The sequence below is a fragment of the Maridesulfovibrio salexigens DSM 2638 genome, from assembly GCF_000023445.1.
GTDB lineage: Bacteria > Desulfobacterota > Desulfovibrionia > Desulfovibrionales > Desulfovibrionaceae > Maridesulfovibrio > Maridesulfovibrio salexigens.
Genome location: NC_012881.1, coordinates 780,975 through 793,341, shown reverse-complemented (window position 1 = coordinate 793,341; position 12,367 = coordinate 780,975). Strand labels below are relative to the sequence as shown.

The window sequence follows — 12,367 nt, the reverse complement described above, 5'->3', positions numbered from 1 at the left end:
TTAGTTGTAACCTTTCTAACATCCCTTAATTGGCTGGTCAATCAATTTCGAAAATTTTGTTGACAACCTCGTGAATTTTTGCACTAGCGCATTAATGACACGATGCCATAAAAGATAGCACCGACATAACATATTGTTTATACGTTACTTTTCAAACTAAGCTCAAAACAACATTCATTAAGATTGCTCTGAAACGCAGCAAAACAACCGTAAAAATATTTTTAAAAGTAATAAAGCTAACAATATTCAACCTTGTTAATTTTCCTATTGAAGACTAAAGGAAAATATGAAAGTCAGAATCTGGCTTCAAAAGCGGTCCTGTTTAACCGCTAGGAACAGTCCGATGGACATGTTTATATTACATTGATGAATACATTCTCGTAACCGCCTGTAGATACGGTTTTCTATCTGACAATCCGTACCGTGACAGACTAAGAACGGAGCCGCCCTTATGAGCAAAAAAGAAAGAATCCTGCTGGCCGCACAAGAGCAATTCGGTGAACACGGCTATACTGCAACCACACTGAAAATGGTTGCCGACCATGCTGGAGTGGCTTCAGGACTTGTATCGCACTACTACGGGAACAAGGACAATCTGTTTCTCGAATCAGGACGAGAACTGATCGACCAGATGCTGAATATCCTGACTGATAAAGCAAAAGAGGGGAAAAACGGTCTGGAAGCATTAGGAATTTTCGTACAGGCGTACTTTGATTTCACAATGGCCAACCGGACAACCTTCCCGACACTTCTGCGCAGCTCTCCTTTCAGTGACGAATATCCGCACCTCGACCGCACGCACATTGCAGACAAATTCAAACAGTTAATAGACCGTATCGAAGAATACATAGGTCAAGGCATAGAAGACGGATCCATCCGGGAAGTGCCACTGCCACATACATCATATCTGGTTTACGGTAATATAGTCGGCGCAGTACGCACCGAATTCCTGACCCCCTTCCAGATCGACAATCTTTTCAAAGAAGCATGCCAATTCATAATCAGAAGCTTAGCCAAAACCTAACAAGGTTCAATATTCCCCTGTTAATGGGGGCGGTCTTTGCCGCTTCCATGGGGACCGGAGTTTTCACATTCACCCTGCCCCTGATGAATCTCGATGAAAAAGCGGGAGGCATGTGGCTGGGCAGCGGTTTTGCGGGATACTTCCTTGCGAAACTTTTAATTGCTCCCCTTTCAGGAAGTTACGCCGACACGCACGGCAGTTCCAAGCCCTTACTTATATCCTGCGGGCTGGCTTTCCTGCTTCCATTATTATATCTGCTCCACCCGGCCATAGAAACACTTTACGCCATTCAGTTTATCCTTGGGCTCTGTGCCGGAACAGTACGCACGGTAAGTATGGCCGCCATCGGAGCTTCCTTAGGCGGAGAAAAGCTTTCCTCCCGGTTTGCAGTGCTCTCTGCTGTAATGAACTCTTCTTTCCTGCTCGGCCCGTTGCTGGGCGGCCTATTATATATAGATAAGGATTACCTGCCTGTGCTGGGGACCATGTCCGCTTTCATGGGACTTGCTTTCATAATTTTCACACTCTGCGCCAAGCATCTGCCTACTCATACGGCGGAACACGATTTGACAGAGGAAACATCTGCCGGACCTCGCAGTTTCATAAGCATCATGGCCGCCCTTTTCGGACGGGGAATGGGCATCGGCAGCCTGATTGCCTTTTATCCGGTGCTGCTCAAATCTTCCCTGCAACTAAGTCCCGGCAGTACAGCGTTACTGTTTTCCATTCCAAGCCTGACTACAGTTTTGCTGCTGCCTATCCTTGGAAAGTTGCTGGCCGGATTTGAACGCAGACTAACCACCTCTACCGGGATGCTCATCAGCGCGCTGGCCCTCTATATTATTGGAAGCTGTTCCACAATTCCCGGCTTTATGTTCACCGGAATCCTTTCCGGCATAGGCGCAGCCATCTCCATGCCCCCATCAATGGCTGTCTGCTCCGAGCTCGGCTGCGCAAAAGGCAGAGCCTTGGGACTAGCTAACATGGCAGCAAATATCGGTTTTATGACCGGACCGCTTTTCTGCGGGCTGATGGTCAGTGCCAGCGGTCAAATAAGCACCCCGTTCAAACTGACAGCCATAATCGGAGCCATAAGTTCCCTCTTCATATTATATGAAGGGATGTCACAAAAAGGATTAAAGAAATCCGGACTTGCCATTGGCGTCCTCAGCACACTGACCCTGCTCATGCTAGTTCCGCATAGCCTGAAGCAAAACAACACTCCACAAACCTACCGCTACAGTGATGTAGCCATGGGAACCGTGGTCAACCTGACCATCCCCGGCGGAGACAATTCAGAAACCAAAAAAGCAGCTAAAGAAACCGTAGCCATAATGCATCACCTGCAAAAGGACCTCGACCACCGCAACAAACGGGGATCGGTAGGCAGGGTTAATCATGAATCCGGCAAAAAATCAGTACGAGTATCGGACAAGGCATTTGCAACTATCAAGCGTGGTCTTGAAATCAGTGAAAAATCGAGCGGTAGTTTTGACATAACAATCGGAGCCATTACCACCACCCCGTTCTACTATGCCTTGGATAAAAGCCGCTTTGCAGGCCATAAAGACCTGATTAATTACCGGTTGCTGGAAATTGACCCGGCTGAAAACAAGGTTTTCCTGCCAAGAAAAGGTATGGCCCTTGATCTTGGAGGTCTTGCCAAAGGCACCATCATTGATGCCGCTGCTGATCATCTGAAATCTTCCGGCATCAAGACCGCTATGGTCGAAGCAGGAGGAGACTTCATGGTCTTCGGTGACCGTGAATGGACCATCGGCATCCGCAATCCACGCGGCAAAGGAATCCTCGGACATATCTCGGTAAAAAACAGTGCTGTCTGCGGATCTGGTGATTATTATCAGTTCATCACGCCAGTATCCAAAGAGGATAAAACGCGTAAGCATCACATTTTCGACCCGGCACTGCTGCAATCATCTGCCGAGAGTATCGCCACAACTACCGTCGCGCCTGATGCAGAGACAGCCGATGCTTTGGCGACAACCGTATTTATTATGGGACCGGAAAAAGGATCTGAATTTATTGAAAAACATTTCCCAAACTGCTCGGCCATGTGGGTTCTGCCGAATATGACTATTGTGAGCACAAAAAACTTTCCCACTATTAAAGAACAAAAATAAGCTTTTATTTAAAGCACATACAAGACAAAAGAAGATCTAAATCAATATTATGTTCACAAAAAATAGAATTTTATTTAAAATAACCCTTGACCTTAAGAGGGTTTCTCCATAGAACCCTCTTCAACGCGCGCCTGTAGCTCAGCTGGATAGAGTGCCGGACTACGAATCCGTAGGTCAGAGGTTCGAATCCTCTCAGGCGCGCCACTTAGAAAAATCAAATGGTTACGATCGAAATCGTGGCCATTTTTTAATTTCGAGTTCTTTGAAAAATTGTTTATTGTTCCCTCAGCCAAGTTGAGTCTCGTTTTCAACGAAAACAGCAAAAGCAACTTTTTTTAATTTTTATTAAATTTTTGCTTGACGATTCTGAGGAATACACATAAACACTTCTTCTCGACGCGCGCCTGTAGCTCAGCTGGATAGAGTGCCGGACTACGAATCCGTAGGTCAGAGGTTCGAATCCTCTCAGGCGCGCCACTTAGAGAATTCAAAGGGTTACGATCAAATGATCGTAACCCTTTTTTCTTTCCCGCCACAAACAATCTATTTTTAGTCACTGAATTACAATACTCCCTTGTCCCACACCCTGAGCAGTGATATCGTTTTAAAATGAAGGCTCCATTTCTGTGCTGCATAAACAGCTCAAGCCTGAACCTAATAAAAAAACGATACAGCAATGAAAAGTATAGTCACCATACTCTCACGCTCCATACTGACTCTGTGCTTCTCGTCGATTCTTGTTTTCGGCGGCATCACTGCATATTATATGGTGTCCAGCTATCAAGAAGAACTTGAGGAAGCGGAAGCGGAAATAATGGGAAGTGTGCAGGAATCCTTGAAGGAAGATGTTTTAAGAATTCAGGACTACATCAATTTCAGTCGTAATGCAGCCAGAAGCACAAGTCTTACCAGTATCAAGAACTCCATTCTGGAAGGACACAGTCTGGCAATGAATATATACGAAAGATACAAAAACACTATGGCCGAAGATGAGCTTAAACAGCTCATCAAAACAACTCTGGCGGCTATGATTTATGAATTTGACGATTCCTACCTTTTCATTATCAGCATGGATGGAGTATTGGAACTGCACACCGATGCACCGGACACTGTAGGACAAAATGTACTGAACTCCAAAACGTCCGACAGCAGATATATCCTCAAGGAGATGATCAGCCTCGCCGCTAAACGCGGTGAAGGTTATATTGATTACCTGTGGCCCAAACCAGGCAACCCCGATGTTCCATACGAAAAAACATCTTATATAAAGCTCTTTGAACCATACCAATGGGTGCTTGGAACCGGTAACTATCAAGACACCATCAACAAGCATACTCAAGACCTTGTTTTAAGACGGCTGAATAAATTAAACGCAAACGGCAATGAGTATTTCGCCGGAACCCTGAAAGGGACCTCTCTTCTGGGCGAAAACCAAGGACGCAACATTATCGAACTTAAAAGTTCAGACGGTATCTATATCGTTCAGGAATTTATTGAAAAAGCAAAATCAGGCGGTGGATATATCACTTACAAAAGCCCTTCAATCTCATCCGGTTTTAAGACATATAAAAAGATGAGCTATTGCGCATCGGTGCCGGGATGGGATTGGGTTATCGGAGCGAATGTAAATATTGAACGTCTGGAAGAAAAACTTCAGCAAAAAAAGGTCCAGCTCTGGGACACCCTGCTACTGCACATAGCTGCTGTAACAAGTATTATCTGCCTTTTTTCCTTAATAACCATGTTCTTTGCGGGACAATTCAAAAGGGTTTTAGCTGATAACTTCAGTTCATTTGAAAACTTTTTCCGCAAAGGAACAAACTCTACCGTTAAAATTGACCGTTCTAAGATCGACTTTACTGAATTCGATAATATGGCTGCACTGGCCAATAATATGATCGACAGCAGAGAGTCCGCTAAGAGCCAACTGCTCAAATCAGAAATAACATACCGCGAAATATTTAATGCCACTAAAGATGCTATTGCTGTCATGGATATCCAGAAAAGGGTCTTCACCGATGTCAATCAGACCTTTCTGGACTTCTTCGGCATGGAGCGAACCGAGTCTATCGGCATGAGCCCAGAATTAATCAGTTTTAACAGCCCCCCATATGACAACAAGTATGCTGCCGAGCTATTCAACAAAGCCTTATCCGGCGAGTCCGTCCACTTTGAATGGATGGTTAAGAAAAAAACAGGAGAACCGTTCTGGACCGATAACCTTGCGCGAGTAGCAACAATCGGCGGTCAGAAAAGACTGCTCATCGTAATGCGCGACATAACTGAACGCAGAAAAATGCAAAAAATCATGGTTCAGAATGAAAAGATGATGTCCATCGGCGGACTGGCTGCAGGCATGGCCCATGAAATCAACAACCCGCTGGGAATCATCATGCAGGTCACCCAGAATATTATACGCCGGACATCGCCTACCCTGAAAAGCAATATTCCTGTTGCAGAAAAATGCAACATTGATCTGGATAACCTGCGAAATTACATGGATAAAAGAGGAATAAACGAGTATCTCCGCAGCATTCAGGAAGCAGGAACCCGCGCTGCAGCCATAGTGAAATCCATGCTGGAATTCAGCCGCAAAAGTAATTCTTCAAAATCTTCCGGTAGAATTGAACCTGTAATCGAAACAGCTCTGTCGCTGGCGGCAAACGACTATGATTTCAAGAAAAAATATGATTTTAAAACGATTAAGATCATCCGCGATTTTAATTCCTCACCAATGTTCAATTTCACGGAGATGGAAATCAGTCAGGTAATCCTCAACCTGATAAAAAATGCGGCTCAGGCTCTTATAGAAGAAAAAAGCCCCCACAAGATACCGACCATAACAATCAGAACATCTTCAGATGAGAACTTTGTGAGGATTGAGATAGAAGATAACGGCCCCGGCATTCCACATGAAGACCTTAAAAAAATTTTCGAGCCATTCTACTCCACGAAAGGACCGGGAGTCGGTACCGGACTGGGTCTTTCAGTATCCTACTACATAATCACCCACAATCATGGAGGAACAATCACTGCTGACTCCAATCCCGGAGAGGGAACCAGATTCACTATCTCATTACCCATATTGACTTAAACCTATTTCGCTCCTTCAAGCAGGATATCTGCATAAATCTGGCTCTTACTTTTACCCAGATCCGGCAGATATTCATCACCTGCAATAAGAGTCCAGACCAATCTGGTCACTCTTGCAGGTGCCACATCTGTATAGGTATTGCCGACCTGAAGCAGTTTTTCCCGTAACATGCGGGAAACATTTTGATCTCCGGTAAGGTCGAAAATGATATCAATATCAACCCCCAGACCTACAATGTCCGCCAACTCCATAACCGGGACATTATCATCTTCAGCCATTTTTCGGCCCGGGGTATCGCACATTTCACAGACTGCCTTAACAGTCATGTCACAATCACTGGACATAGCTTTCTTTAAAAAGGCAGTGCCGATTCTCCCCAGACCGATAATCGCAATATTATGATTTTCCAAAACTGACTCCCATTACCACTCTTATGGTTTATATTTAATTTTTCATATAACTATACATAGTTGTCACCATCTTGCAAACATATATGACTAAACGGACAAATCCATAAAAAACATGTTATTAATATCAAATACGCCAGTTTTCCTACGATGACTGCGAACAAAAAAAATGGCATTATCTGCCCGGTTATCAAACGCTATTTCATAAATTTTACATAAACGAGGATTTCAACATGGACAGAGGACCAACCCCGTTCAAAGATAAAAAGAATATCATCATCGCCCTGCTCCTCATGATCTGCATCATTCAGGCAGCGGGACTGCTTAAAGCAAAGCATGAATCTGTATCCGCCAGAATTGATTCCGGAGATGGGGTAAAAGTAACTGACGTAAGTCTCGACAGTCAGGGATATTCGCAATTGCTGCTCGCTTTTGACATGCCCATCGGACCGGAAACACCCTCCTATGCACTGAAAAAAATCCCGGCCACAATCTCCCCGGAAGTAAAAGGTGAATGGCGCTGGATTAACCCCTATGCGCTGCGCTTTACCGCCGATCCTGCTTTTAAGGGAGACACTCGTTTTACCATCGAACTTAAGCCGGAAAATTTCCTGCTAAAAGGTCAGGTTCTAGCCGGGGAAAAAACATTCACCGTGCAGACCGGAAGTTTCGGGGTCAAAGAGATCGGACTGCAAACCGAACCTGTTGCTGGTCAGGGACGCAAAGTGCGTATTGAAGGTCATATCAATTTCAGCAACTACGTAACTCCCGAAAATACACTGAAAAACATTTCTCTGACCGGACCGGAAGGCAAAGAAATTCCCTTAAGCATCACCACCAATTACGATGATTACTATCAACGCTTTGTCAGCTTGCCTGTTGAAAAAGAAGTTGATCCCAAGACATATGTATTAAAAATCAGCAAAGACCTGCCCGATGGACGCGGAGCTATGGTACTGGGCAAGGATTATGAAAAGAAAATCGAAGTAGTTTTCGATCCGGTGCTCACCTATTCCGGGTACAAAGCATCAAGCTCCCTTAACGGTGCAAGAGTGGAACTGGGATTTTCCAGTCCTGTGATTCCGGCCCAGGGTCTTGAAATGCTGAGCATCAATCCCGCCATTAATGTTTCTGCTGCCGCATCCGGTAAAAAGCTGATTCTTTCCGGCTCCTTCAAACCTGGTAAGAAATACTCCGTCACCCTAAAAAAAGGACTGACCGCAGCCGACGGAGCCCTGCTTGAAAAATCAATCAATGAAAACATCGTTATCCCGGATATTGAACCGAGCGCCGATTTCTCATCCGCCGGTATGTTTCTTTCCGAATCAGGGTACAAAACACTTGGCATTGAGACTGTAAACACCCGCGATGTAAGTATCACTGTTGACCGAGTATTCCCAAACAACTTTTTTTCTCTCTTCACCCATTACGGCTATATGGCCTTTGATCCCAACACATATGGCGGTGGAATCTCCGCAGCTTTGGGCAATCGCATTTTCTCAGGTAAAGTTAAGACTTCCGGCAAAAAGAACATGAAAACAACCACTCCCCTGTCTGTGAAAAGCTTCATTGCCGAGGGAGGTAAAGGACTTTACCGCATCGGAGCAATGGTTCCGGGTAAGGGAATGGGCGTTCAACGCTGGGTCATGGTCACCGATCTCGGTGTAGTCGCGAAGCAAGGGGATGAAGAAACCCTGTTCTGGATTTCTTCGCTTTCAGACCTCAAGCCCGTTGTTGATGCTAAAGTACAGTTAATCAGCAACCGCAACCAGATCATGGGTTCGGGAACCACCAACTCCCGGGGGATACTGGTATTCAAGAAAAAGGACCTACGTAAGGACCTCGGCCGTCCATACATGGCTGTGGTAACACGCAAGAACGACATGACTTTTATGCTCATGGACCGTTTCGCCACCGATCGCTCCGGACTGGATATTGCCGGACAGCGGCTTTCTCCCAAAGGACTGACCGCCTATACCTACGGTGAACGCAATCTTTACCGTCCCGGCGAAACCGTTAAAGGCGTGGCTGTGGTCCGTGACCGCACCCTTAAGCCGCCAAAGAAAATGCCCGTGGTCTTGGTCTATTCCGACCAGCGCGGACGTGAACTTTTCCGCCGCACCGTCCATACTGACAATCAAGGCATGATTGAATTTAAACGAGACATTCCGGACTACTCACCCACCGGACAGTTCAACATCAAGCTGCTGGCAGGTAAGGAACGTATCGGTAACTTCCGCTATTCAGTGGAAGACTTCATGCCGGACCGCATCAGCGCGGAAATCCTCACTTCCAAGCCAGCTTCGGTTGGACAGAAACTTAATTTTGAAGTTGAAGGACGATACTTATTCGGTCCCCCGGCAGAAGACCTTCCGGTGTCTGCAAGGGTGATGCTTGAGCCTGCCGACTTCACTCCCGAAGGCTATGAGAACTACCGCTTCAACACCGATAAAAGTTCTTTCAAGCCCCGTGAAATTCTAAAAACTGACGCAAAACTGGATGAATCAGGCAAATTCTCATTCAGCACAGACATCCCGGCAACCCTCAAGTCAGACTCCGCCATTCAGGCAAGGATGACTGCACGGGTAAGCGAAACCGGAGGACGTGGAGTCACTGCTTCGAAAATCGATCCGGTGCTTATCTCAAAGTTCTACCCCGGCCTGAAAAAACTGACCAAGCAGGGCTATGAACAGGGGGAATCCGTAAAACTTGATTACGTAACCCTGACCCCGAACGGAGTAAAGACCGCAGCCGGAAAACTGCTTATGAAGCTTTACCGCGACCGCTGGCAGACCATTGTCCGCGCCACTCCGTCCGGTTCATATAAATACGTTACCGAGCGTGACCCGCAGTTGCTGGAAACCCGCGAGATTTCCGCAAAGGATGCTACCGGTTCCTTCAAGGTCACCCCGCCGGAATTCGGCAGCTATCGGGTAATTCTCAGCGATCCCGAATCCGGGGTTTCCGCACAGGCTGATTTCTTTTGCGGTGGCTGGGGTTATTCCCCTTGGGCTTTGGAGAATCCGGCCCGTCTGGAAATCATCCCCACCCGCAAAGGTGATTACAAACCCGGCGAAATGGCAGAATACCAAATCCGTACTCCCTTTGCAGGACGTATGATGGTTGCCATCGAAGACAACTCCATCCGCTGGACCAAAGAGCTTGAAGTGGAAGGCAACACTGCTACCATCAAGGCTCCGGTACAAAAGGGTATAAGCACCAATGCATACGTAACTGCAACCCTGATCCGCTCAGTAAACAAGCTTGAAGCGGGTTCCAGTGCGCGGGCAGTAGGCGCGGTTCCCTTGTTTGTGGACCGTGAAAGCAACAGGCTCGGCATTGATATAACCTGCCCCAAGACTACCCGTCCCGAACGGACAGTGACCTTGCAGGTCCAGACCAAGCCCGGAGCAAAGCTGACCATCGCAGCTGTGGATGAAGGCATCTTGCGCCTTTCCGGTCAAAAGACTCCAAGTCCATTTGACTACTTCTATGCCAAACGCGCTCTCGGTGTACGCTGGTCCGACACCTTCGGACTGCTCATGCCCGATGCAGGCCCCATCAATAAGGCGCTTGCAGGCGGTGGCATGGAACTGGCCATGATGAAACAGTTTGCAGGAAGCTCTGCCATCCGCAGAGTCAAGCCGGTTACCTTCTGGTCCGGCATCATCACTGCTGACAAAAACGGCAAGGCCGAATTCAATGCCAAAATCCCTGAGTTCAGCGGAGCCCTGCGCGTTATGGCTGTAGTCAGTGACGGCAGGAAATTCGGTTCCACCTCGAAAATCATGACCGTGCGTTCACCGCTCATGGTCACCCCGACCCTGCCCCGTTTTCTGGCCCCGGATGAAATATTCGACATCCCGGTCAGTGTCCGCAACGACACCCCGGAAGACGGCACTTTCAATATTGCTGTTAAAACCAGCGGTGCTATGAGCAATGAAATGGGACTGGAAGGATTCACCGTACCACACGGCAGGCAGAAGACCGCTTTCTTCAAAACCCAGACCGGAGCGGACCTCGGTCCGACAAGCTTCAAGTTCTCCGCTGAGGGTAACGAAGAAAAAGCCGGTACCTCCATCGATCTGAACATACGCGCGGCCCTGCCTGTGCAGCGTTCATCCGAGTCCGGTTTCATCAAAGACAAATCAACCGACCTTCCGGCAAAGCTTGAAGGTATGCGTGTCGGCACTGCTGAAAGAACACTCATAATCGGCAACCAGCCCATGCTGCGCCTTGCCGGAAAGCTCGACTACCTGCTCCACTATCCCTACGGATGTGCAGAGCAGACTGTATCGCAGGCTTTCCCGCTGCTGAAGTTCCCGGAACTTGCCCGCGAACTTTCACCGCAGTCCTTTGAAAAGGAATCCCCGCAATACATGGTTCAGTCCGCTTTGAGCAGACTGTCCATGATGCAGACTTCCGACGGCGGTTTTGCCATGTGGCCCGGCGCGCACCGTTCTGAGCCTTGGGTATCAGTTTACGTGCTGCACTTCCTGCAACAGGTCGCCATTTCCGGCTATCAGGTAGACAGTATGCTCCTTAACAGAGCCAAGCGTTTTGTTGCCAACAACTACGCAGACACTATTCGTGAAGGCTATTCATACCGTCTGCCCTGCTACGCCCAGTATGTGCTGGCCCGTTCCGGCAAGGTAATGCATGGTCCCATGAACTATCTACGCGAAAACAAAGCCGCAGATATGGATAAGCTGTCCCTGACCCTGCTGGCGGGTGCTTTTGCCGCTTCCGGAGACATGGCAGCCTACAGGGAACTCATCTCCGCCAAGCCTGCTCCGGTAAAAGGAAAGGACAAGGATCAGCTCTTCAGCTCCGAAGTCCGCGACATCGCCCTTGAACTCTTGGTGCGTATGGAAGCTGACCGTAAAGATGATGCAATCCCGCAGCTTGCCAACAAACTTTACAATCTCATGGCTGATAACGGTCGCAACGTGACTCAGGATAACAGCCTCGGATTCCTCGCTTTAGGCTCTTTCTACGGTCAGACCAAGTCCGTGCCGCATCCGTCCGGTAAAATCATGAGTGGCGACAAAGAACTCGCTGCTTTTGAAACCAACGGCACCGCGCAGGTCACAGTCAAAGGCGATGAACCGCTTTCCATCATGCTTGATGCAGCCCCCGAAGGAGGTTCCTTCGTCTGGGCTATCAACAGCCGCGCTGTTCCGACCATTGAAAGCTGGAAACCATATTCCAACGGTCTGGATATCAAACGTGAATTCCTGACCCGTGATGGTGAACCGCTCGACTTGGGTGATATCAAGCAAGGCCAGCTTGTAGCTATGCGTACCGTGGTTACTTCCACAGCCAAGCCCGTATCCAATGCAGTCATCAGCTGCCTGTTGCCGTCCGGTCTTGAGCCGGAGAACACCAAGCTTGCCACCCGCGAGGATCTGCCGTGGATTACCAAGGGCAATGTTCAGCCTGATCACGTGGATATCCGCGATGACAGAGTGCTGGTCTTTTCCAGCATACCCGCCAAAGGCAAGGTCGAGAACGTGACCCTGCTGCGCGCCGTGACCCGTGGGGAATTTAAAGTGCCCCCGGTGCAGGTGGAAGGTATGTATGATCCTGAAAAGTCCGCAGCTACCGCATTAGGTAAGATGATTATTAAATAACGAAGCCTCCGGCGGCTGGGGAAGGGAAACTTTTTGTAAAAAGTTTCCCTTCCCCAGACCCCATCCCT

General features: G+C 47.9%; 5 protein-coding genes and 2 tRNA genes. 6 read left to right on the top strand and 1 reads right to left on the bottom strand.

The window, feature by feature from the left end; translation table 11 throughout:
- The first annotated feature begins 451 nt into the window (after window positions 1-451).
- From DESAL_RS03615 to DESAL_RS03595, 5 genes are all read left to right on the top strand, one after another.
- Window positions 452-1,024 (top strand): TetR/AcrR family transcriptional regulator, encoded by a 573-nt coding sequence (locus tag DESAL_RS03615; protein WP_015850604.1) that lies wholly within the window; start codon window positions 452-454, stop codon window positions 1,022-1,024.
- Complete coding sequence (locus tag DESAL_RS03610; protein WP_041721628.1) at window positions 988-3,165, top strand: MFS transporter; 2,178 nt, start codon at window positions 988-990, stop codon at window positions 3,163-3,165. Before DESAL_RS03615 ends, DESAL_RS03610 begins: the two co-directional genes overlap by 37 nt.
- A gap of 127 nt (window positions 3,166-3,292) precedes the next feature.
- Window positions 3,293-3,369, top strand: a tRNA-Arg gene (locus DESAL_RS03605).
- 196 nt (window positions 3,370-3,565) lie between these two features.
- Window positions 3,566-3,642 (top strand) — tRNA-Arg (locus DESAL_RS03600).
- A 199-nt stretch (window positions 3,643-3,841) separates the two neighbouring features.
- Window positions 3,842-6,259: a cache domain-containing protein gene (locus tag DESAL_RS03595; RefSeq protein WP_015850602.1), complete on the top strand. Its 2,418-nt coding sequence runs from the start codon at window positions 3,842-3,844 to the stop codon at window positions 6,257-6,259.
- A 2-nt stretch (window positions 6,260-6,261) separates the two neighbouring features.
- On the opposite strand, the gene DESAL_RS03590 is transcribed toward DESAL_RS03595, so the two are convergent.
- Window positions 6,262-6,669 carry a Gfo/Idh/MocA family oxidoreductase gene (locus DESAL_RS03590; protein ID WP_015850601.1) on the bottom strand — a complete coding sequence of 136 codons (408 nt, stop codon included), beginning with the start codon at window positions 6,667-6,669 and terminating at the stop codon, window positions 6,262-6,264.
- Between the two features lie 230 nt (window positions 6,670-6,899).
- Here DESAL_RS03590 and DESAL_RS03585 point away from each other — a divergent pair, with 230 nt between their 5' ends.
- Complete coding sequence (locus tag DESAL_RS03585; RefSeq protein ID WP_015850600.1) at window positions 6,900-12,299, top strand: alpha-2-macroglobulin family protein; 5,400 nt, start codon at window positions 6,900-6,902, stop codon at window positions 12,297-12,299.
- The last annotated feature ends 68 nt before the right edge of the window (window positions 12,300-12,367 follow it).

Coding starts and splice junctions, on each gene's coding strand:
- DESAL_RS03615 (WP_015850604.1), top strand. CDS start 452: ATGAGCAAAAAAGAAAGAATCCTGCTGGCCGCACAAGAGCAATTCGGT.
- DESAL_RS03610 (WP_041721628.1), top strand. CDS start 988: ATGCCAATTCATAATCAGAAGCTTAGCCAAAACCTAACAAGGTTCAAT.
- DESAL_RS03595 (WP_015850602.1), top strand. CDS start 3,842: ATGAAAAGTATAGTCACCATACTCTCACGCTCCATACTGACTCTGTGC.
- DESAL_RS03585 (WP_015850600.1), top strand. CDS start 6,900: ATGGACAGAGGACCAACCCCGTTCAAAGATAAAAAGAATATCATCATC.